We start from the raw sequence: 22,517 nt of genomic DNA on the forward strand, positions 1-22,517 counted from the left end.
CGGTGGTGATGACCAGCCGGGCGGCGGCGTCCTCGACGCGTTGGCGCAGGGCGGTGGGGGAGAACCCGGCGAACACCACCGAGTGGGTCAGTCCCAGGCGGGCGCAGGCGAGCATGGCGACGATCGCTTCGGGGATCATCGGCAGGTAGATCGCGACCCGGTCCCCGGCGTGCAGGCCGAGTTCGGTGAGGTAGTTCGCCGCCCGGCACACGTCTTCGAGCAGTTCGGCGTAGGTGATGGCGCGCGAGTCGCCCGGTTCGCCCTCCCAGTGGATGGCGACCTGCGCGCCGTGTCCGGCCAGCACGTGCCGGTCCACACAGTTGTAGGCCACGTTCAGCCGGCCGCCGACGAACCACTTGGCCACCGGCGCGGCGCTCCAATCCAACACCTGACCGAACGGCTGATGCCAATGCAACCGCCCTGCCTGCTCCGCCCAGAACTCCAGCCGATCAGCCCGCGCCCGGTCGTACAGCTCCGCACCCGCGTTCGCTCGGGCGGCGAACTCCGGGGTCGGCGGGTAGGCGGTGTTGTCGCGGTTGTCGGTGGTAGCGCTGGTCACGCGGAATCTCCTAACGAAAGAACAAGAGGAACAAGGAAGACCGGGCACTGATCAGTGCACCACCGCCTTTTCGGCGCCGACACCGGTGAGCGAGCGGACCTCCATCTCTGCCGCCTTGGCAGGGTCCTCGGGCTTGCCGCCGAGGAAGGTGCCGGCAATGCCGAGCACGAAGGCCAACGGGATGGACACGATGCCCGGATTGGACAGCGGGAACCAGTCGAAATCCGATCCCGGCAGCATGGCGGACTTGCTGCCCGAGACCGCGGGGGAGAACACGATCAGCACGATCGTCGAAATCAGCCCGCCGTACATGCTCCAGAGCGCGCCGGTGGTGTTGAACCGCCGCCAGAACAGCGAATACAGGATGGTCGGCAGATTCGCCGACGCGGCGACCGCGAACGCCAGCGCCACCAGGAAGGCCACGTTCTGTCCGTTGGCCAGGATGCCCAGCGCGATGGCCAGCACGCCGATCACCACCGCCGTGATCCGGGAGACCCGGACCTGTTCGCGCTCACCGGCTTTGCCGCCCTTGATGACGTTGGCGTAGATGTCGTGCGCGAACGAGGCCGACGCGGTGATGGTCAGGCCGGCGACCACCGCGAGGATGGTGGCGAAGGCGACCGCGGAGATGATGCCGAGCAGCACCACGCCGCCGAGTTCGAAGGCCAGCAGCGGCGCCGCCGAATTCTGCCCGCCCGCGGCGGCCAGGATGCGGTCCGGCCCGACGATCGCGGCCGCGCCATAGCCGAGCACCAGCGTGAACAGGTAGAACGCGCCGATCAGGCCGATCGCCCAGACCACCGAGCGCCGCGCCTCTTTGGCGGTGGGCACGGTGTAGAAGCGCATCAGCACATGAGGCAGACCCGCGGTGCCGAGCACCAGGGCCAGTCCCAGGGACAGGAAGTTCAGCTTCGAGGTCTCGCTGCCCCCGTACTGCGCTCCCGGCGCGAGCACGTCGCGCGCGGCGACGGCCTTGCTCGCCGAATCGGAGACCGCGTTCTGCGCGGAGCCGAGGATGTCGGAGAAGTCGAATCCGAACTTGGCGAACACCATGACGGTCATCAGCGCCGCGCCCACGATCAGCAGCACCGCTTTGATGATCTGCACCCACGTGGTGCCCTTCATGCCGCCGACCAGCACGTACACGATCATCAGCACGCCGACCACGGCGATCACCACCGACTGCCCGGTCTTGTCGGAGATGTCCAGCAGCAGCGCGACGAGCCCGCCCGCACCTGCCATCTGCGCGAGCAGATAGAACAGCGACACCGTCAGCGTGGACAGCGCGGCCGCGGTGCGCACCGGTCCTTCCTTCAGCCGGAAGCTCAGCACGTCGGCCATGGTGAATTTGCCGGTGTTGCGCAACATCTCGGCGACGAGCAGCAGCGCGACCAGCCAGGCGACCAGGAATCCGATGGAGTAGAGGAATCCGTCGTAGCCGTAGACCGCGATGGCGCCGGCGATGCCGAGAAAGCTCGCGGCCGAAAGGTAGTCGCCCGCGATGGCGATGCCGTTCTGCGGGCCGGAGAAACCGCGCCCGCCGGTGAAGTAGTCGGCGGCGCTGGCGTTGCTGCGGCTGGCCCGGATCACCACGACCATCGTGATCGCCACGAAGACGCCGAAGATGGCGATATTGGCGATCGGGTTGCCCACCGTCGCTGCGGCGGCGTAGGTGTGCACGGTGTTCACGCTCGGTCTCCCTCGAGGTAGCCGCGGATGGCCGCCGCGCGCGGGTCCAGTTCCCGGTTGGCGAACCGGACGTACAGGGCGGTGATGGTGAAGGTGGAGGCGAATTGGCCCAGGCCGAACAGCAATCCGACGTTGATGTTGCCGAATACCGGGCGGCTCATGAAGTCGTGCGCGTAGGCGCCGAGCAGCACGTAACCCAGGTACCAGAGCAGGAACAGTGCGGTCATCGGAAATACGAAGCGCCGCAGGCGGTTTCGCAGTTCCTGAAATTGGGGACTCGCCTGGATTCCGGCGAATTCCGCTGCGCTCGGCGCTACCCGAGGTGCGGGTTTGTCGAGATTGGGACTGGTCATGATGGTCCTACCAAGTGACGTGGCTTACTTCTCGAGGACGGTAAACCAGGCATGCGGACCGACTGTAGGCTGTGGTGTGGGTCACTCCGTGAAGGTGGTCGAATCTGCGGCGAGCGGTCGTTGCGGCGCGACGAACGGTCGCACCACGCAACCCTTCCCGCGCGACGCCGGGTAGGTGCGCGTTGCATGGCGGGTCAGTCGGAACGCAGGCTGCGCTCGCGATCCGCGCCCATCCCGAGGCGTTCCGGCGCGTGCATCCGGACGAAGATCCGGCCGACCGCTCTGCCGCCGAGCCCGCGGGTGAACGCGCTGACCAGCACCATGCTGGCGAACGCCAACGGCACGCTGATCGCCGCGGGATAGCCGAGCAGTGCCGCGGGCCAGCCGTCGGCCACCTCGCCGGAGAACCCGCCGGAGACCGGGACGACCGTCGCCCCGCCCGCCGTGAGACCACCCGCCACCAAGCCCGCCGCCGCGCCCGCCGCGGTCAGCCCGCGCCACCAGATCCCCAGCACCAGCAGCGGACACAGGGTGGAGGCGGCCACCGCGAACGCCAACCCCACAGTGCGGGACAGATCCAGCGACGCGACGGTCAGCGACAGCGTCAACGGCACCGCGCCCGCGGCCAGCGCCGCCGTGCGGAAATCGCGGATCCGGCCGCGCAGCATATCGGTGCTGAGCACGCCCGCGATGCTCACCAGCAGGCCCGACGACGTGGACAGGAACGCGGCGATCGCCCCCGCCGCGGCCAGCGCCGCGAGCAGCTGACCCGGCAGTCCGGCGACCACCGCCGCGGGCAGCAGCACGACCGCGGCATCGGAGGTGCCCGTGATCAGCAGTTGCGGCACGTACAGCCGCGCGAAAACGCCCAGCAGCACCGGGAACAGGTAGAACACCCCGACCAGGCCGATCACCGCCAGCGCTGTCGCCCTGGCCGCCCGTCCGTCCGGGTTGGTGTAGAAGCGCACCAGCACATGCGGCAGCCCCATGGTGCCGAGGAAGGTCGCGAGGATCAGCGAGTAGACCTGATAGGTCGGATGCGGCCCGCCCAGCCCACCGCCCGGCGCCAGCCAGCCCGTCCCGTCCGTGGGCGCGCCCGCGACGACCGGCACCGCGGAGCCTGCCTCCAGCACCAGCCGGGTGCCCGCGGCCAGCTCGTGGGTGCCCGGCGTCAGCGGCACCGACCCGTCGACCACGCGGTCGTCGAGGATGCCGGTGATCGAAACCTGCTCCGCGGCGGCGACCCGCACCAGGACGTCGGTGCTCACCTCGACCGTGGTGCGTTCGGACACCACCGGCGGAGCCGGTGCCCCCAGTTCGCGCTCGTCGGCGAGGAAGTGCCCGAGCAGAACCAGCGCCGGGATCGCCACGGCGGTGAGTTTCAACCAGTACTGGAACGCCTGGACCAGGGTGATCGAGCGCATCCCGCCGCCGACCACGTTGGCGATGACGATCGTGCCCACCGCCACCGCGCCCACCCAGTCCGGCACGCCCAGCAGCAGGTGCAGCGTCAGTCCCGCTCCCTGGAACTGCGGGATCAGATACACCGCGCAGATGAGCACCACGACGGTGGCCGCCAGCCTGCGCAAACGTGGTGAGCCCAGGCGGAATTCGGCGAAGTCGGGCACCGTGTACGCGCCGGACCGGCGCAGCGGTGCGGCGACGAACAACAGCAGCGCGAGATATCCCGCGGTGAATCCCACCGGATACCACAGCGCGTCCGCCCCGTATTTGGCGATCAGTCCGGCGACGCCGAGAAACGAAGCGGCCGAAAGATATTCGCCGGAAATGGCGGCGGCGTTCCAGCGTGGTCCGACGCTGCGCGAGGCGACCAGGAAGTCGGAGGTGGTGCGCGCGAGACGCACGCCGTACGCACCGATCGCCACGGTGGCCAGCGCCGCGAGAACCAGCGCGGCCACGGTCAGCGCGGAGCCCGCGATCACGGCGCACCCAGAAGCGAGTGAAAGAGACCGACAGCGTCGCCGCGGTCGGCGGTGGCCCGCTCCGGGCAGGTGGTCCGGGTCGAGCGCATCGTCAATCCTCGGCCAGCTCGAGGAAATCCTGTTCGTTGCGCTCGGCCAGCCGCACATAGATCCGGCCGATCAGGAACAGCAGCGGGTATACCGCGCCGCCGAGCAGCAACCACGGCAACCGGATCCCCAGCACCTCCATCGATCCGATCGCCCCGGTTCGCAGCAGAACGGGCAGGGCGCACAGTCCGGCGATCGTCACCAGACCCAATCGCAGGGCGAGCCCGAGCTGCGCGCGGATCAGCCCGCCGATGAGCGCCTCGCCGAACTCGGTCTGCTCGGCGACCTCCACCCGCGTGCGCACCCGTCGCGCTCCGCGTCGCTGCGAGAGCACGACGCGCTGGCGCACCGGACGCTGCGGCCCGGTCACGAGGTGCCCCGGTGCCGATGGCGGTGCACCAGCCGTTGTTTCAGCTCGCGCACCTGCCTGCGGCTGACCGGCAGTTCGACGGCCTGCGCCGCGCCCTCGGCGCGCAGGCACACCATGGTCCCGGTGCCCACTGTGCGCAGCCCGGTGACCAGCCGAAGCGCGACCAGATACGACCGGTGCACCCGCAGAAAGCCCGCGTCTTGCCAGCGGGATTCCAACGCCGACAACGGAATCCGCACCAGATGTGATCCGCCGCTGGTGTGCAGCCGGGCATAGTCCCCGTCGGCCTCCACCCAGCTGACGCTCGATCGCGGCACCAGCGTGGTCACCCCGCCCAGCTCCACGGGGATGACCTCACTCGGGTCGGTGCGCGTATCCGTGGCGGGCTGGTGCGGCGTGCTGCGGGCGGCGGTGATGCGCCGCACCGTTTCGGCCAGACGCGCTTCGCGCAGCGGTTTGAGCAGATAGTCCACCGCGCCCAGGTCGAATGCCGCGATCGCCCGGTCGTCGTGCGCCGTCACGAAGACCACCGCGGGCGGACTGGCGAATTCCGAAAGGATTCCGGCCAGCTCCATCCCATCCAGTCCCGGCATGTTGATGTCCAGGAACACCGCGTCGATCGGATGCGCCCGCAGCATCCGCAGCGCGCTGGTGGCGTCACCCGCGGCGTGGATCTCGCCGATCTCGGACCGCGCGCGCAGCAGATACACCAGCTCGTCGAGAGCGGGTTTCTCATCGTCCACGGCGAGCACGCGCAGCGCCGGCTTGCTGGTAACGCGGGTCACAACCGCTCCATCGTAAGGGGGCGCCCGACCGGGCGCGGGCGGATACCGGCCGTGCTGTCACCGGCCGCCCGGCGGCGCGTTCCTCAGGCCCGGATGCCCGCGCGGAACTTGGGGACGCGCAAGCTGACCTTCGTGCCCGCGCCGGGCGCGGTCTCCACGACCAAGCCGTAGTCGTCGCCGAAGGCCGCGCGCAGCCGGTCGTCGACGTTCGCCAGTCCGATATGGGCCGACTCGCCGGAGCCCGTACCGGTGCCGACCGCATCGAGCTCGCCGGAGCGCAGCAGGTCCGGGTCCATGCCGACGCCGTCGTCCTCCACGCTGATCACGCAGTCGGTCCCCGCGTCGGTGGCGACGATGGTGACGGTCCCGCCGTCCGCGGTGGCCGCCAGACCGTGCCGTACCGCGTTCTCCACCAGCGGCTGCAGCGCGAGAAAAGGCAGGACCACGCCGAGCACCTCGGGCGCGATGCGCAGCCGGACCTGCAACGCGTCGCCGAAACGCGCCCGCTCGAGTGCGAGGTACCGCTCGATATTGCGCAGTTCGTCGGCCAGTACCGTGAACTCGCCCGCGGCCCGGAAGGAGTATCGGGTGAAGTCGGCGAACTCCAGGATGAGCTCGCGGGCGCGTGCCGGATCGGTGCGGACGAACGAGGCGATCGTGTTCAGCGCGTTGTAGATGAAATGCGGGCTGATCTGCGCACGCAGTGCGCGCACTTCCGCGCGATCCAACCGGGCCCGCGACGCGTCTAGCTCGGCCAACTCCAACTGACCGCAGGCATAGCGCGCCACCTCCGCGACCGCCCCGAGCCGTCCGGGCCCGGGCGGCCCGGGGCTCACCACGCCGAGTACCCCGGCCACCCCGGTGGATTCGATCAGTAATGGCTGCGCGATCAGGGTGCGCGCGGCGTGCTCGCCGCGCCCGGGTCCCGCGACCAGCACCGGGCGCTCACCGGCCACTGCGCGCTCGGCCGCCTCGATGAAGTATTCGGCCAGTTCGGGGTGCGGCCCCTCCCAGGCCAACAGCGTTCCGTCCGGACCGGCCACCGCGAGCGCCTCGGCGCCGGTGAGCGCGCGCAGGTGCGGCGCGGCTTCGCGCGCGGACCGCTCGGTCAGCCCGCGGCGCAGCGGGACCGCCGCCAGCGACGCGGTGTGCAGTGCCGAGTGCACCGCCCGCTCGGCGGGCGTGGCCACCACCCTGCGAGTGCGCGACCAGATCAGCAGCGCACCCGCGATCAGCGCCGCCGCGGCCACGACGGCGAGTGCGGTGGTCATGGCAGGCTTCGGCGCGGGCGGTCCATGGGCCGATTATGGCGTCGAGCCGCTCCGTGCGTGCACCGGCTTCGGGTCGGACACCGAGAAACCCGAGCGCGGTCGCTTCCTAGCCCTGGTACTTCGGCACCGTGAACTCGACCGTGCCCGGATCCGGGAAGTGCGGGGCGCCGATGGTGACCGTCGCGGTGAAATGACCGATGCCCGGGGCGAACAGGGTGGAGTGGCTGCTGTTGGCCCAGTATCCGGGTCCGTGCGCGATCACCTGGAACGCGCCCGTTTGACCGGTGGCCACATTGCGCCAGTTCAGCGTGACCGGCAGGGTGCACGGCCCGACGCCGACCAACATCGTGCTCACGGTGAACGCGGCCTGGTTCGGATAGGCGTCGCCGTTGACCGACATCTCCACCTGTCCCGCGCACGCCCCCTGGGCGAGTGTGTAGACGGTGGCGAACTCGACGGCCGGTGCTGCCGCGGCGGGCGCGGCCATCGCGACCAGGGTCGCCGCCGCCACGGCGGGAACGGCCAACAGTGCTGTCGTCGAATTCATCGACACCTCCACAGGCTCGAGAACATCCGTGTCCGTCGTGCATCCGTCCCCCGATACGCCCGGCGGCGTCGTGGGGAGGAAGGCCGAGAGTACCGCCGTGCGGCGACCGCGGTGCGGGAGTTCCGGCATTCGGCGCGACCCGACACTCGCGGAAATCGGACGCCCACACGGCGAGTCGCCAGGACGCGCCGCCGGTCGTTTCCACCGACACGCCGGGCGCGGACCGGATGCCAGCGCGCCGTGAAAAACCCGTCGGTGGGCACCCCTAGAATCGGTCCAGCCAACCCCCGTCGAGACTTTGGGAGGAAGGACCGTCTTGGCCGCCTCGTCCGGATCGTTCGTCCATCTGCACAACCACACCGAGTACTCCATGCTCGATGGCGCGGCCAAGATCTCGCCGCTGTTCAGCGAGGCGAAACGGCTGGGGATGAACGCGGTCGGGATGACCGACCACGGCAACATGTACGGGGCGTCGGAGTTCTACAACTCCGCCAAGAAACACGACATCAAGCCGATCATCGGCATCGAGGCCTACATCGCGCCCGGCTCCCGGTTCGACAGCAAGCGCGTCCAGTGGGGCGATCCGAGCCAGAAGGGCGACGACGTCTCCGGCTCGGGCGCCTACACGCACATGACCATGGTCGCCGAGAACGCGACCGGGCTGCGCAACCTGTTCAAGCTGTCCTCGCTGGCCTCCATCGAGGGCCAGCTGGGCAAATGGGCGCGCATGGACGAGGAGATCATCGCCCAGTACGCCGAAGGCATCATCGCGACCACCGGCTGCCCCTCCGGCGAGGTGCAGACCAGGTTGCGCCTCGGCCACGACCGCGAGGCGCTGGAGGCGGCGGCCAAATGGCAGGAGATCTTCGGCAAGGACAATTTCTTCCTCGAGGTGATGGACCACGGATTGTCCATCGAGCGGCGGGTCCGCGAGGGATTGCTGAACATCGGCAGGCAGCTGGGCATTCCGGCGCTGGCCACGAACGATTGCCACTACGTCACCAAGGATCAGTCCGCCAACCACGAGGCGCTGCTGTGTGTGCAAACCGGCAAGACGCTGTCCGATCCCACCCGGTTCAAGTTCGACGGTGACGGCTACTACCTGAAGTCCGCCGAGGAGATGCGCGCGCTCTGGGACGCCGAGGTGCCCGGCGCCTGCGACAGCACGGTGCTGATCGGCGAGCGGGTCCAGTCCTACGACGACGTGTGGGCCTTCAAGGACCGCATGCCGATCTTCCCGGTGCCCGAGGGCGAGGACCAGGATTCCTGGCTGCGCAAGGAGGTCGAGCGCGGCCTGCGGCGCCGGTTCCCCGGCGGGGTGCCCGAGGAGTACTTCACCCGCGCCTATTACGAACTCGACGTCATCAAGCAGAAGGGCTTCCCGGCCTACTTCCTCGTGGTCGGCGACCTCGTTTCGCACGCACGGGAGGTCGGCATCCGCGTCGGCCCCGGCCGTGGTTCGGCCGCCGGTTCGCTGGTGGCCTACGCGCTCGGCATCACCAACATCGATCCGCTGCCGCACGGCCTGCTGTTCGAGCGGTTCCTCAACCCGGAGCGCCCGTCCGCGCCCGATATCGATATCGACTTCGACGATCGCCGCCGCGGTGAGATGGTCCGCTACGCCACCGAGAAGTGGGGCAGCGACCGGGTCGCCCAGGTGATCACCTTCGGCACCATCAAGACCAAGGCCGCGATCAAGGACTCCGCGCGGGTCCAGTTCGGCCAGCCCGGCTTCGCCATCGCCGACCAGATCTCCAAGGCGCTGCCGCCGCCGATCATGGCCAAGGACATTCCGCTGTCGGGCATCATGGACCCCGACCACGAGCGGTACAAGGAGGCCGCCGAGGTCCGCGAGCTCATCGGCAGCAATCCCGATGTCGCCAAGATCTACGAGACCGCGCGCGGACTCGAGGGCCTGATCCGCAACGCCGGCGTGCACGCCTGCGCGGTGATCATGTCCTCCGAGCCGCTGATGGACGCCATCCCGGTGTGGCGGCGGCCCCAGGACGGTGCGATCATCACCGGCTGGGACTATCCGTCCTGCGAGGCCATCGGCCTGCTGAAGATGGACTTCCTCGGCCTGCGCAACCTCACTGTGATCGGTGACGCGCTGGACAACATCAAGGCCAACCGCGGCATCGACCTGGACATGGACAACCTGCCGCTGGACGATCCCGCGACCTACGAATTGCTTTCCCGCGGCGACACTCTCGGCGTCTTCCAGCTCGACGGTGGCCCCATGCGCGACCTGCTGCGCCGCATGCAGCCCACCGGCTTCAACGACATCGTCGCCGTGCTCGCGCTCTACCGTCCCGGCCCGATGGGCATGAACGCGCACAACGATTACGCCGACCGCAAGAACGGACGGCAGCCGATCACGCCGATCCATCCCGAGCTGGAGGAGCCGCTCAAAGAGATCCTCGCCGAGACCTACGGCCTGATCGTCTACCAAGAGCAGATCATGTTCATCGCGCAGAAGGTCGCGTCCTACTCGATGGGCAAGGCCGACGCGCTGCGCAAGGCGATGGGTAAGAAGAAGCTCGAAGTCCTCGAGGCCGAGTACAAGGGCTTCCACGAGGGCATGACCGCGAACGGGTTCTCCGAGGGCGCGGTGAAGGCGCTGTGGGACACCATCCTTCCGTTCGCCGGCTACGCGTTCAACAAGTCGCACGCCGCCGGCTACGGCCTCGTCTCGTTCTGGACCGCCTACCTCAAGGCCAACTATCCGGCCGAGTACATGGCGGGCCTGCTCACCTCCGTCGGCGACGACAAGGACAAGGCCGCGGTCTACCTCGCGGACTGCCGTCGCCTCGGCATCACCGTGCTGCCGCCGGACGTCAACGAGTCCGAGCAGAACTTCGCCTCCGTCGGCAAGGACATCCGCTTCGGTCTCGGCGCGGTGCGCAACGTCGGCGCGAACGTGGTGTCCTCGATCATCCAGGCCCGCAAGGAGAAGTCGAAATTCACCGACTTCTCCGACTACCTGAACAAGATCGACGCGATCGCGGCGAGCAAGAAGGTCACCGAATCGCTCATCAAGGCGGGCGGGTTCGACTCGCTCGGACACCCCCGCAAGGGCTTGATGCTGATCCATTCCGATGCCATCGACGCCGTGATGGCCACCAAGAAGGCCGAGGCGATGGGTCAGTTCGACCTGTTCGGCGGCTTGGACGCGGACGAGTCGGTGACATCGGTGTTCAACGTGAAGGTGCCCGACGAGGAGTGGGAGGCCAAACACCGGCTCGCGCTGGAGCGGGAGATGCTGGGGTTGTACGTGTCCGGGCATCCGCTCAACGGAGTCGAGCATGTCCTTGCGGCCCAAGCCGATACGCAGATCCCGGCGATCCTGGAAGGAGATGTCAAGGACGGCACCCAGGTGACCGTCGGCGGCATCCTGGCCTCGGTGAACCGGCGCATCAACAAGAACGGGCTGGCCTGGGCTTCGGCGCAGCTGGAGGACCTCACCGGTGGCATCGAGGTGCTGTTCTTCCCGCAGTCGTACTCGGTCTACGGCATGGACGTCGTCGAGGACGCCGTGGTGCTGGTGAAGGCGCGCGTCTCGGTCCGCGACGACCGGATCTCGCTGATCGCCAACGATCTCGCCGTGCCCGATCTGTCCGCGGTCGGCGTCGCCAAGCCGCTTGCGGTCACCATCACCACCCGGATGTGCACGCCGGACAAGATCGGCGAACTCAAGCGGGTCTTGTCCAGGCACCCCGGCACCTCGGATGTCCATATCCGCCACGTCGGCGCCCGAGACAAGACCACGCTGTGGAAACTGGACGATCGCCTGCGCGTCTCCCCGTCCTCAGCCCTGATGGGCGACCTGAAGGCGCTGCTCGGCCCTGGCTGCCTGGCCAGCTGACGGACGGGTTCCCGCCGCTCCAAGCGGCTGTTAAGCATTCCGCAGGCGGTTTCGCGGACAGTACTGGGGCAAGGCCGCTCGCCTACGGAAACGAGGATCATCATGCAAGCCATACTCCGCAGCCTGCGTCTGCTCGTACTCGGCGTGACCGTGTTCGCGGCGTTCGCCGTCGCGACCGTCGGTGCGGCGAGCGCGAGTCCGGTGTACGAGATCGAATTCGCACCCGGGACCGACCGCGCCTCGGTGAGTGGAGCGGTGATCCGCGGCGAGGCCGACACCTATCTGCTCGAGGCGCGGGCAGGGCAGACGCTGAGCACCGAACTCTCCTCGGTCGAAGGCAATGCGCGCTTCAGCACCACCGCTCCGGACGGACGCGTCCTCTGCGTCGAGGAGACCACGAGCCGGATCACGTTGCCGCAGAGCGGCTACTACACGATCACCGTGGCGCCGAGCCGCGGTAACGCGAACTACACCCTCTCGGTGCGGATCGTCTGACCGCTCACGGTGAGACCGCGACGCCGAGCGTCTGGGCGGCCTCGAAGCGGGGGGCGCCTTCGCCGTAGAACGACTCGGCCTCGCGGATCTCGAAACCGGCGGTTGCCAGCAGCGCGCGGATGTCGCGGTTCAGGTGGCAGCCGCCGAACAGCCGTTTCTGGACCGGGTTCAGCCGGTTCTGCCACAGCTCGACCTTATGGTCGGGCGCGCGCCCGTGCTCCACGAAATGCAAGGTTCCGCCGGGCACCAGCACTCGGCGCACCTCGGCCAGCGCGGTCGCGATGTCGGGGATGGTGCACATGGTCCAGGTCGACAGCGCGCAGTCGAAGGTGCCGTCCGCGAAGGGGAGGGCTTGCCCGTCCAGCCCTGCCCGCTCGATGGGCACGGCGGACGCGGCGACACGCTTGCTCGCCAGTCGCCACCCGAGGTCGGCCGGCTCGACCGCGCTGACCGACGTGACCGCCGCCGGGTAGAACGGCACATTGAGCCCCGATCCGAACCCGATCTCCACGACCCTTCCGTGCAGCCCGGCGCACACCCGCTCACGCAGCGGTTTGTTGAACCGCATCCCGCAGGCGACATTCACGATCCGCGGGACGACCTGTTCGCCATAGATACCCACACCCCCACTCTCGCAGGGATCGCGCGCCCAGACCAGAGGCATGTGCTGCCGGATCGGGGGTCTTCGTACCCGGCGGGCCGGGCATGCTCGTGGGATGCTGGCGCGGTGACTTTGTTCGAGGTGTGGGCGCCGCGGCCGGAGTCGGTGCGGCTCGACGTGGACGGCGTGGTGCATCCGATGACGCGGTCGCCGGACGGCTGGTGGCGTGCCGACGTCCCCGCGGCGAGCGGAGCCAGATACGGGTTCCTGCTCGACGACGACCCGACCGTGCTGCCGGACCCTCGCTCGCCGCGCCAGCCCGACGGGGTGCACGCCCGTTCGGCCCTGCACACCCTCGATCCGGCGGCATGGACCGACGCGGGCTGGACCGGGCGGCCGCTGGCCGGAGCGGTCTACTACGAACTGCACATCGGGACCTTCACCGCGGCGGGCACCTTCGACGCCGCGATCGAGCGGCTCGACCACCTGGTCGACCTGGGTGTCACCGTGGTCGAGGTGATGCCGGTGAACGCCTTCGACGGCACCCACAACTGGGGCTACGACGGTGTGCTCTGGTACGCGGTGCAGGAGAGCTACGGCGGCCCCGACGGCCTGCAGCGGTTCGTGAACGCCTGCCATGCCCGCGGGCTGGCGGTCTGTCTCGACGTCGTCTACAACCACCTCGGCCCGTCCGGCAACTACCTGCCGCGCTTCGCGCCGTACCTCACCGAGGGCCGCAACACCTGGGGGCAGAGCCTCAACCTGGACGGCCCACAGTCCGATCACGTGCGCGCACACATCATCGACAACGCGCTGCGCTGGCTGCGCGATTTCCACATCGACGCCCTGCGCCTGGACGCGGTGCATGCCCTGGTCGACCGGACCGCCACGCACCTGCTCGCCGAACTCGCCGTGGCCACCGAACGCCTCGCCGCCCACGTGCGCAGGCCGCTGACGCTGGTCGCGGAGAGCGATCTGAACGACCCGAAACTGATCACCCCGCGTGCGGCCGGCGGCTACGGGCTGACCGCGCAGTGGAACGACGACCTGCATCACGCCGTCCACAGCGCCGTCTCCGGCGAACGGCAGGGCTACTATGCCGACTTCGGCTCGATGCGCTGTCTGGCCCGGACCCTCACGCGCGGATTCTTCCACGCCGCAACGTATTCCAGCTTCCGCGGCCGCACGCACGGCCGCCCGATCGATCCTGCCCTGGTGCCGGGCAGCGCGCTGCTGGCCTACACCTGCAGTCACGACCAGATCGGCAACCGAGCACTCGGCGACCGGCCGAGCGCCTACCTGACCGACGGCCAGCTGGCGATCAAAGCCGCACTGGTGCTGTGCTCGCCGTTCACGCCGATGCTGTTCATGGGCGAGGAGTGGGGCGCAGGCACGCCGTTCCAGTTCTTCACCTCGCACACCGATCCGGTGATCGCCGCCGCGACCGCGGCCGGGCGCAAGGACGAGTTCGCCGAACACGGCTGGCCCACCGACGAGGTGCCCGACCCGCAGGACCCGCGGACCTTCCGGCGCTCGAAGCTGGACTGGGACGAGCGCGGGAAACCGGGCTGCGCGCGGCTGCTGTCCTGCTACCGCGCCCTGCTCGCGGTGCGCAGGGAGCGGGCGGAGCTCAGTGACCCCCGGCTGACCCATGTTTCGGTGGATTACGACGAGGTCGCACGCTGGGTCGTCGTGCATCGCGGCACGCTGGCCCTGGTGTGCAATCTGGGCGAGGACCAGGTCACCGTGCCGGTCGCGGGCCTGCCGCTGCTGTCCTGGGAATCTCCGACCGTAGGGCCTTCCGCGACAACCGTTCCCGGTCATTCCTTCACGCTGCTGGAAACGGCGCCGCCGGGCCCGCGCTGAGTCGGCGGAACCGCAAGAACGGGGCCCTTCTCGGTATTTGTTAAATAACGTACTCACAACTGTCCGAGACAGGACTTTGCCGGATGTGATCTACGCCATTATTTTGGAGGAATGAGCAACGTCGCTTCCGGGGACCTTGCGGTTCTTCCCCCGGGCATGGGTGGCAGCGCTGCCGCCGAATTCGCACCGTTCGTGCGTGCTTTCGCGCGGGCGTTCGGCAACCGCCGAGGTGCGGGAGCGGCGTTCTCGCTGCACCGGTACGGCGAGCCGCTGGTGGACATCTGGGTCGGCTCCGCGGGTGACGCTCCGTGGACCAGGGACACCGGCACGATCATCTTCTCCGCCACCAAGGGCATCTCCGCCACGGTCGTGCACCGTCTCGCCGACCGCGGATTGCTCGACTATTCCGCCCCGGTCGCCGAGTATTGGCCGGAGTTCCGGGCCAACGGCAAACACAAGATCACTGTTCGCCAGCTCATGACGCACCGAGCAGGGTTGTCCGCGCTGGCCCCGATCGCGACCAGCCTGGCCGAGGTGCTGGATCACCGGCTGATGGAGCAGCGCTTGGCCGCGGCGAAGCCGGACCGGCTGCTCGGCGTTCCCACCTACCACGCACTCACCTTCGGCTGGCTGGTCGCGGGCCTGGCCCGCGCGATCACCGGCAGCAGCCTCGGTGAGCTGTTCCGCACCGAGGTCACCGAGCCGCTCGGCATCGACGGCCTGCACCTGGGCAGGCCGCCCGCGGACGCACCGATCAGCTACGCGCCGCTGTCGGGCACCCAGCTGAGCACCCTCGGAAAGCCGCTCGGCGCAGCGATTCTGGGCCGCAGCCATCGGATTCCCGGCGCGCTCGGCGCCGCGACGCGCTGCCTGTTCCTGCCGGGCCTGGAAGCCATTCTGGAGGGGTCGAATCCGCCCATCCTGGACACCGAGCTGGGCGCGGGCAACGGCGTGTGCACCGCCCCCGCGCTGGCCAGGATGTACAGCGCGCTCGCCAACGACGGTGTACTGGCAGGCCGCAGGTACCTCGGCGGGCACACCATGAAGGCGCTGCGCCGCATCGAGACCTACCAGCCCGACCGCGCGCTGTTCTACGCGCCGATGCTGTGGCGGCTCGGCTACCACTCGCTGCCGATGCCCGGCGCGCACGCCGGGTTCGGGCACATCGGCCTCGGCGGCTCGTTCGGCTGGGCCGAACCGCGGCTGGGTCTGTCGGTCGGATTCGTGCACAACCGGCTCTCCGCGGGCCAGCTGCACTACGACCAGTCGGCGGCCTTCTGGCTGCTGCCGCTCATGCTGAACTGCCTGCGCGCGGCACGCCGCCGGGTGCCCGCGACGGAGACGCCGAAGGCGGCCTGAGGCCGCAGGACTGCTCCGGCTGGGTCAGGTCAGGTAGCGGTAGGCGGGCGTGTCCGGCTCGAGGCGCTCGCACTGGATCGGGGACTCGCGCATCCGTTCCAGCAGCGGCCCGAGCCCGTCCGGTGCGCCCAGTTCGATGCCGACCAGCGCCGCGCCCGTCTCGCGGTTGTTGCGCTTGACGTACTCGAACAGCGTGATGTCGTCGTCGGGGCCGAGCACCTCGTCGAGGAAGCGGCGCAGCGCGCCGGGCTCCTGGGGGAAGTCCACCAGGAAGTAGTGCTTGAGGCCGCGATGCACGAGTGAGCGCTCGATGATCTCGCCGTAGCGGGACACGTCGTTGTTGCCGCCGGACACCAGGCACACCACCGTCGACCCCGGCTCGACGGTGATCTCTTTCAGTGCCGTCACGGTGAGCGCGCCCGCGGGTTCGGCGATGATGCCCTCGTTCTGGTACAGGTCGAGCATGGTCGTGCAGATCGCGCCCTCGTCGACCTGCATCATCTGGAAAGCGCCCGCGCCCTTGGGGTATTCGGCGGTGGTCAGCAACGGCAGCGAGGCGTGCGAGACCACTCGCCCGCCGAAGCCGGACACCGCGGCGAACGGCACCGAGCCGACCCGCCGCACCGCGGCGCCGTCCACGAACGGATCGATCTCCGGCAGCGTCACCGGGCCGCCCGCCACCAGCGCGGCCGTCATCGAGGCCGCGCCCGCGGGCTCCACGCCGAGGATGCCGGTGCGCGGGGACCGTTCGCGCAGGTAGGTGCCGATACCGGCGAGGCAGCCGCCGCCGCCCACCGGCACGATCACCAGGTCGGGGGAGGCGCCGAGCTGGTCCAGGATCTCCGCGGCGATGGTGCCCTGACCGGCCGCCGTGCGCGCGTCGTCGAAGGGCGGCACCATGGTCGCGCCGGTGCGCGCCACGTCGTCGGCGGCGGCCGCGGCGGCCGCGTCGTAGGTCTCGCCGATGGCGATCAGCTCGACGAATTCGCCGCCGTGCGCCCGGATGCGATCGCGCTTCTGCTTCGGCGTCGTGGTCGGCACGTAGATGCGGCCGGTGATCCCCATCGTCTGGCACGCGAACGCGACGCCCTGCGCGTGGTTGCCCGCGCTGGCCGCGACCACGCCCGCCCCGCGCTCCTCGTCGGTCAGCTGGATGACCAGGTTGTAGGCGCCACGCAGCTTGTAGGAGCGGACCGGGCCGAGGTCTTCCCGCTTGAGGTAGACGTTCGCCCCGGTCAGCTTCGAGAGCCGGTCATCGCGCTGCAACGGGGTCGGATCGATGACGTGGGCAATTCGCTTGGCGGCAGCATCGATCTCGTCCGCGGTGAGCGCGGGACCAGTAGCAGACAGTGCGTCGAGGACATCAAGCGGATTGGACACTCGAAACATGCTGCCACCCGCCGCGGCGGCGAGCTGCGGCGGGTGGCGGTGACACGGTGGCTACCTTCGCCGGCACTACCTGGGAGTGAGGACGAAGACCGGGATCTGGCGGTCGGTCTTTGTTTGATAGGTCGCGTAGTCCGGCCACACCGCGACCGCGCGCTCCCACCACAGCGCCTTCTCGTCGCCGAAGACCTCGCGCGCGGTGTAGTCCTTGATCGCCGCTCCGTCGCGTAGCTCGACATGCGGTTCGGCTTTGAGGTTGTAGTACCAGACCGGATGCTTGGGCGCGCCGCCCAGCGAGGCGACCACGGCGTATTCGCCGTCGTGCTCCACCCGCATCAGCGGGGTCTTGCGCAGCTTGCCGGTCTTGGCGCCCTTGCTCGTCATCAGGACGACGGGCACCCCCTGCAGCGTCGTGGCCTCGGTGCCGCCGGAGTTCTCGTAGCTCTCGGCTTGCTGGCGGGCCCAGTCTGAGGTACTCGGTTCGTAATCACCTGTCAATGGCATGTCTGCGGGAACGCGGCGGCGATTCGAACTGTTCCCGCGAGCAAAGTTCGCTCGCCCGAACATTGTTTTCCGACTACCCTGAGGACATGGCAGTGGTCCACCCTCCGGCACGCGGCGCGACGATCGACATCGCCGGTAGCGCGTGGCCGGCGTACAAGCTCGACGCGGTGGTCGTCGGGTTGGTGACCTGCCTGTTGCTGGTGCTGATCACCGGATCGCTGCAAGTCGCGGTGCTGGCCGCGGCCGCGGTCGGTGCAGCGCGGTGGGTCGGCGGGACGATGGCCGCCCGCCGCGACTCATCGACCGGCACAGCGTCGTAATCGGCAACCGGGCGCCTTGCGAACTCTTCGGCTCTCTCGATCGGCGCGATGCCCGCTGTGCCTGCAGGGCCGGTGATCGCGGCAGCGATTCGGCGGGGCGCTCCGGCCGCGCGATACAACGCAGCGGCGTGTCGCCCCAGGCATCACGACTCGATCACTTCCCCGTCGTGTCGCGCGCCACTGTAATAGCCATCTGCTACTACAGTGCTCCCTCATGCCGTCGAATGTCATGAAAGCGCTGCTCGTAGCAGCGGGAACTGTCGTGGCCTGGGTTCCTTCCATCGCGCTCGCCCCGTCGGGGGAGGCGGAGATCGTCACCATGCCGGCGCACGAGAAGCAATTCACTTCGCCGAACGGGATGGTCTTCTCGGTCGGAAGCCGGGACGAGACGATCAACCGCATCCCACCGCTGAACATGATGGGCACGACGAGAGAGGCTTTCGTCAGCGGCACCGCATACGCCCGGTTGGAAGGTGACGCCGCGGGCAAGCTCCGGATGGGCTATCACGTCGGCTGCGCCGTGAGCATCGGCACCGGCACCGTGGGCTTCCAGCCCGAGATCATCATTGCCCCGCAGGCGTTTCTCAATATCGGCCCGGTCGCCGTCCTCGATCTCGGCCCCGGCGAGGTCGTCGAGGTGCCGATCCGGGAAAAGGAATTGATCCCCGGCAAGCTCGTCCAGGTCGTCGTGCGTGACTTCCACCTGCGGGTCGACGCGTGCAGCGGCCCGGTCACGTTGCGCCAGTACGCCTACGTCGATCTCGCGACGCCCGAGCTGGACGATTCCGGCGCGGTGTTCGGGGATCCCAGCTGGCTCTGACACGCGTTTTCGGCCTCGTCCGTTAACGCAATCCCGTCCTGCCCGCGATGAAATCGAGTAGTGGAATACGCGGGTCGAAGCACGATATCGACGGGAAGATAAGGCCATGAAACGGCTCGTTGTGTGTTGCGACGGTACCTGGAAGGCCGAGTCGAGCAGCACGGTATCGAACATCATCAAGATCGCACAGACGGTGCGGTTCGACGCGCCGGGGCCCGAAGGGGAGACGATCCAGCAATGGGTCACCTACGTGTCCGGCCCCGGCGCCCGCGGCTTCCTCTCCGACCGCCTGATGGGCGGGGCGTTCGGGCTCGGACTCGAGGCGAACCTCTCGTCCGCCTACTGGCATCTGGCCCTGAACTGGGAAAAGGGTGACGAGATCTACATTTTCGGGTTCAGTCGCGGCGCCTTCACCGCCCGCAGCCTGGCCGGGCTGATCAGCCGGATCGGCATCATGACTCCGGAGGCGATGATCAACGGCAAGTATCCGCAGGCGTTGCGGATCTATCGGCAGCGCCCGCCCGCCAAGACACCGGAGAACCCCGATCCGCCGGAGCCCGCCCACTGGAAGGAGTTCCGCCGGGAGCACTCCAGGAGGGCCAAGATCGACTTCCTCGGCGTGTTCGACACCGTCGGCGCATTGGGCGTCCCAGGGCTCACGGCGCTTCGGCACCGCTTCCACGACGTCAAGCTCTCGCGCGACGTGCACTGCGCCCGCCAAGCCCTGGCCATCGACGAGCGGCGGCGCAACTTCGAACCGTCACTGTGGCAAGTGCCGGTCGAACCGACGGTGAAGTACCGTCGCGGGGTCGAGCGGGTCAAGCAGGTGTGGTTCCCCGGCGTGCACAGCGATATCGGGGGCGGCTACGCCGAATGCGGCCTGTCCGACGCCACGTTGCAGTGGATGGTCGGCGAGGCGGAGTCGGTCGGCCTGGCGTTCGACCGGGACCGGCTGGGGGAGCTGTCGAAACGCTGCCGCACCGCGAGCGGGGACCACATGCGGCTGCACGACTCGCTCGGCATGGGCTACCGCGTCCTGAATGTGGTCCGCACGCTGCGCCGCCCGCGCAGCCGCCGCTTCCACTGGGATTCCTGGCGCCGCATGGCCACGCCGACCGACCAGGGCATCCGGCTGGCCTCCAGCACCCAGGACGCGCTGGACTACCATCCGGCCAACCTGCGGCGATGGCGCGACGAGCTCGGCGGCGTGCTGCCGGAGGAGCTGTTCGAGAAGGTCGACCCGGTGACCGCCGCGCCGGGGCCCTCAGCGGACCAGTAACGCGACCGGCAGCCGGGCGAACACCTTCTCCAGCCGGGCCCGGCCCTGGAAGCTGTGACCGGTCAGCCGGTCGGTCCAGTTGCCCGCGGGCAAGTCGAGGAACGTGTCGCCCCACCCGCTTTCGGCCAGTCCCACGCTGTAGCGGGTGGCGGCGACGATCACCTCCGGTGGTTCGCCCACGCGGCCGCGCGCGTACGACACCACCTTGCACGCGTGGTCTCCGGTGGCGAACAGCGGCCGGTAGCCACCGCCGACGAAGCAGTCGGGACGTTCGCGGCGCAGCCACAGCGCGTAGGCGACGATCCACATCTTCGCCGCGCCGGTGGTGTCCAATGCCGGTGTGCCGGTGAGTGATTGCAGCATGCCCGCGCGAGCGGCGAAGTCCACCGGACGGCGGTTGTCCGGGTCGACGAGCGAGTCCTCCCACAGCTCGCAGCCTTGGTAGACGTCCGGGATGCCGGGGCCGCACAGCTGCAACAGCTTCTGCGCCAGCGAGTCCGACCAGGCGTGCGGCGCCAGCTCGTGCACCAGGTCGCCGAGTTCCGAGCCGACCGGCCCGTCGATCACCGCGTCCAGCCAGGAGTGCACGGCGGCCTCGAATTCGGCGTCCTGCTCCTCCCAGGAGGTCTTGACGTTCGCCTCCCGGATCGCCTTCTCGGCGAATACGTGCAGGCGTTCACGCAGGCCCGGCACCGACCCGGCGGGCCTGCCGTCCGCAGGCCACACGCCGAACATGTTCTGCAACAGGAACAGCGCGGTCGCCCCGTCCGGGGCCGGTGTGGTCTCCAGCCAGGATTCGACATTGCGCGCCCAGGTCTCCGCGGCCTGGGACAGCACGCCGATACGGGCGCGCACGTCCTCCCCGCGTTTGGTGTCGTGCGTCGACAATGTCGTCATGGTGGCGGGCCAGCGCTGCGCGCGTTGACTGTTGGACAGGTGGAACTCGTTGAGCGAGTGGCCGAACCGGGCCGGGTTGCCGCCCACCTCCTGCAACGAGACCAGCCGGCCGGCCTGATAGAACATGGTGTCCTCGACCGCCTTGGCGGTCACCGCCCCGCACACCTGGCTGAAGCGCACCGCCGCGTCCGAGTCGGCCGCCAGCGCCGCGACCAGCACCGCCAGCGGGCCGGTGAGCTCGTTGTTGCGTTTCTCCACCTCGGCGATCACCGCGCCGACCATCCCCGCCAGCGGCGCGTAGTCGGCCCGGTACACCGGCATGAACGCCAGCACCTCGATGGTGGCGTTGGTCAGTGCCATGGTGTCGAAACTCTCGGCATGGGCGTCCTGCTTGATCGCGGCTACCAGCCGCCGGATCTCCGGCGCCAGGATGGTTTCCGCGACCGCACGCTTGATCCGGTGCTCGGTCTCGCCGATCCACGCGCGATCGCTGCCGTGGCCGGCGACGCGCCGCGACAGTTCGGTCAGCGCCGGTTCGCCGCGCGGATCGATCAGCACGCCGCCGAAGTCGGCCAGCGCCTCGTAGCCGGTGGTGCCGTCCACCGGCAGCGTCTCGTCCAGTGGCTCCCGATTCGCCAGGATCTTCTCCACCAGCAGCAGCCGGTGCGGGCCGATGAGCCTGCGCAGCCGGGTGAGGTAGCCGGTGGGGTCGGACAAGCCATCCGGATGGTCGACCCGCACGCCGTCGATCAGATCGTGCTCACACCAGGCGGCGAGTTCACGGTGGGTGAGGTCGAAGACCTCGGGGTTCTCCTGGCGGAGCGCGGCAAGGCTGCTGACCGCGAAGAATCTCCGGTAGGTGCACAACCCGGCCTTCCAGCTCACCAGGCGGTAGTGCTGCTTGTCGTGGATGCGCAGCGCGTTGTCGCCGTCGGTGCCGGGCGCGATCGGGAAACGCAGATCGTGCAGCGCCAGCATGGGTTCGGCGCCGGAACGGTCCACGGTCAGCGCGGCCGGGTCGTTCTCGCTCTGCAACACCGGCAGTGCCAGCCGTCCGCCCGCGCCGTTGCCCGGACTCCAGTCGATGTCGAAATACTGCGCGAACCTGGACTCCTGGCCGTTCCGCAGCACGTCCCACCACCAGGCGTTCTGTCGTGGATCGGCGACGCCGACATGGTTGGGCACCAGGTCCACGATCAGGCCCATGCCGCGGCTGCGCACTTCGTCGGCGAGCGCTTTGAGGCCGATCGGCCCGCCGAGGGCAGCGGAGACCGTGGTCGGGTCGGTCACGTCGTAGCCGTGCGTCGAACCGTGCGTCGCGGTCAGGACCGGTGACAGGTAGAGGTGCGAAATGCCCAGCTGTTGCAGGTATTCCGCGATGGCGCGGGCGTCGGCGAAAGTCAGCGCGTCCGGTCGCAGCTGTAGCCGGTAGGCGCTGCGGATCGACGTCTGGCGGGCGGGCTTGCGGCGCAGGGATACCGGGTCGGTCACGTGGATCTCGGTGGAATCGGGTGCGGTCAT

At 69.1% G+C, this 22,517-nt stretch carries 19 protein-coding genes; 7 read left to right on the forward strand and 12 right to left on the reverse strand.

Annotated elements, in window-relative coordinates:
- From IU459_RS20195 to IU459_RS20230, 8 genes are all read right to left on the reverse strand, one after another.
- Nucleotides 1-559, reverse strand: a 559-nt coding sequence (locus IU459_RS20195) for an AMP-binding protein (protein WP_195131114.1), incomplete at its 3' end; no start/stop codon positions are given.
- Between the two features lie 51 nt (nucleotides 560-610).
- Nucleotides 611-2,248 carry a solute symporter family protein gene (locus IU459_RS20200; protein ID WP_195131115.1) on the reverse strand — a complete coding sequence of 546 codons (1,638 nt, stop codon included), beginning with the start codon at nucleotides 2,246-2,248 and terminating at the stop codon, nucleotides 611-613.
- Nucleotides 2,245-2,601, reverse strand: coding sequence for a DUF485 domain-containing protein (locus tag IU459_RS20205; protein ID WP_195131116.1), 357 nt, complete (start codon nucleotides 2,599-2,601; stop codon nucleotides 2,245-2,247). Before IU459_RS20205 ends, IU459_RS20200 begins: the two co-directional genes overlap by 4 nt.
- Nucleotides 2,602-2,795: 194 nt before the next feature.
- A complete protein-coding gene (locus IU459_RS20210; RefSeq protein WP_324198949.1) occupies nucleotides 2,796-4,544 on the reverse strand; it encodes a sodium/solute symporter in 1,749 nt (582 codons plus the stop codon).
- A gap of 91 nt (nucleotides 4,545-4,635) precedes the next feature.
- Entirely contained in the window at nucleotides 4,636-5,001 is a 366-nt protein-coding gene (locus IU459_RS20215) for a hypothetical protein (RefSeq protein ID WP_195131118.1), read from the reverse strand.
- Nucleotides 4,998-5,786 (reverse strand): LytR/AlgR family response regulator transcription factor, encoded by a 789-nt coding sequence (locus IU459_RS20220; protein WP_195131119.1) that lies wholly within the window; start codon nucleotides 5,784-5,786, stop codon nucleotides 4,998-5,000. Before IU459_RS20220 ends, IU459_RS20215 begins: the two co-directional genes overlap by 4 nt.
- Before the next feature lie 83 nt (nucleotides 5,787-5,869).
- On the reverse strand, nucleotides 5,870-7,057 hold the full coding sequence (locus IU459_RS20225) for a sensor histidine kinase (protein ID WP_195131120.1): 1,188 nt from the start codon (nucleotides 7,055-7,057) through the stop codon (nucleotides 5,870-5,872).
- A gap of 106 nt (nucleotides 7,058-7,163) precedes the next feature.
- Nucleotides 7,164-7,604, reverse strand: a complete 441-nt coding sequence (locus tag IU459_RS20230) for a hypothetical protein (protein WP_195131121.1) — start codon at nucleotides 7,602-7,604, stop codon at nucleotides 7,164-7,166.
- Between the two features lie 316 nt (nucleotides 7,605-7,920).
- On the opposite strand from IU459_RS20230, the gene dnaE reads away from it, so the two are divergent.
- Together dnaE and IU459_RS20240 are read left to right on the forward strand one after the other, a co-directional pair.
- Nucleotides 7,921-11,469 (forward strand): DNA polymerase III subunit alpha, encoded by a 3,549-nt coding sequence (dnaE, locus tag IU459_RS20235; RefSeq protein WP_195131122.1) that lies wholly within the window; start codon nucleotides 7,921-7,923, stop codon nucleotides 11,467-11,469.
- A gap of 102 nt (nucleotides 11,470-11,571) precedes the next feature.
- Nucleotides 11,572-11,964 carry a hypothetical protein gene (locus IU459_RS20240; RefSeq protein ID WP_195131123.1) on the forward strand — a complete coding sequence of 131 codons (393 nt, stop codon included), beginning with the start codon at nucleotides 11,572-11,574 and terminating at the stop codon, nucleotides 11,962-11,964.
- 4 nt (nucleotides 11,965-11,968) lie between these two features.
- On the opposite strand, the gene IU459_RS20245 is transcribed toward IU459_RS20240, so the two are convergent.
- Nucleotides 11,969-12,586, reverse strand: a complete 618-nt coding sequence (locus IU459_RS20245; protein ID WP_195131124.1) for a class I SAM-dependent methyltransferase — start codon at nucleotides 12,584-12,586, stop codon at nucleotides 11,969-11,971.
- A gap of 105 nt (nucleotides 12,587-12,691) precedes the next feature.
- On the opposite strand from IU459_RS20245, the gene treZ reads away from it, so the two are divergent.
- Together treZ and IU459_RS20255 are read left to right on the forward strand one after the other, a co-directional pair.
- Nucleotides 12,692-14,431 (forward strand): malto-oligosyltrehalose trehalohydrolase, encoded by a 1,740-nt coding sequence (gene treZ, locus IU459_RS20250; protein WP_195131125.1) that lies wholly within the window; start codon nucleotides 12,692-12,694, stop codon nucleotides 14,429-14,431.
- Between the two features lie 111 nt (nucleotides 14,432-14,542).
- Nucleotides 14,543-15,790, forward strand: a complete 1,248-nt coding sequence (locus tag IU459_RS20255) for a serine hydrolase domain-containing protein (RefSeq protein ID WP_195131126.1) — start codon at nucleotides 14,543-14,545, stop codon at nucleotides 15,788-15,790.
- 24 nt (nucleotides 15,791-15,814) lie between these two features.
- Here the strand turns inward: IU459_RS20255 and ilvA are convergent, their stop codons facing one another.
- Both ilvA and IU459_RS20265 read right to left on the reverse strand, forming a co-directional pair.
- Nucleotides 15,815-17,170 carry a threonine ammonia-lyase IlvA gene (ilvA, locus tag IU459_RS20260; RefSeq protein ID WP_195131127.1) on the reverse strand — a complete coding sequence of 452 codons (1,356 nt, stop codon included), beginning with the start codon at nucleotides 17,168-17,170 and terminating at the stop codon, nucleotides 15,815-15,817.
- 75 nt (nucleotides 17,171-17,245) lie between these two features.
- A complete protein-coding gene (locus IU459_RS20265; protein WP_195131128.1) occupies nucleotides 17,246-17,680 on the reverse strand; it encodes a nitroreductase family deazaflavin-dependent oxidoreductase in 435 nt (144 codons plus the stop codon).
- Nucleotides 17,681-17,766: 86 nt separating this feature from the next.
- On the opposite strand from IU459_RS20265, the gene IU459_RS20270 reads away from it, so the two are divergent.
- The 3 genes from IU459_RS20270 to IU459_RS20280 all read left to right on the forward strand — a co-directional run bounded on the left by IU459_RS20270 (nucleotide 17,767) and on the right by IU459_RS20280 (nucleotide 20,099).
- Entirely contained in the window at nucleotides 17,767-18,000 is a 234-nt protein-coding gene (locus IU459_RS20270) for a hypothetical protein (protein ID WP_195131129.1), read from the forward strand.
- 214 nt (nucleotides 18,001-18,214) lie between these two features.
- A complete protein-coding gene (locus IU459_RS20275; protein WP_228838224.1) occupies nucleotides 18,215-18,820 on the forward strand; it encodes an MspA family porin in 606 nt (201 codons plus the stop codon).
- 106 nt (nucleotides 18,821-18,926) lie between these two features.
- Nucleotides 18,927-20,099, forward strand: a complete 1,173-nt coding sequence (locus tag IU459_RS20280; protein WP_195131130.1) for a DUF2235 domain-containing protein — start codon at nucleotides 18,927-18,929, stop codon at nucleotides 20,097-20,099.
- On the opposite strand, the gene treY is transcribed toward IU459_RS20280, so the two are convergent.
- Entirely contained in the window at nucleotides 20,085-22,517 is a 2,433-nt protein-coding gene (gene treY, locus IU459_RS20285) for a malto-oligosyltrehalose synthase (RefSeq protein WP_195131131.1), read from the reverse strand. The genes IU459_RS20280 and treY overlap by 15 nt on opposite strands.

The sequence above is a fragment of the Nocardia amamiensis genome, assembly GCF_015477605.1.
Taxonomy (GTDB): domain Bacteria; phylum Actinomycetota; class Actinomycetes; order Mycobacteriales; family Mycobacteriaceae; genus Nocardia; species Nocardia amamiensis_A.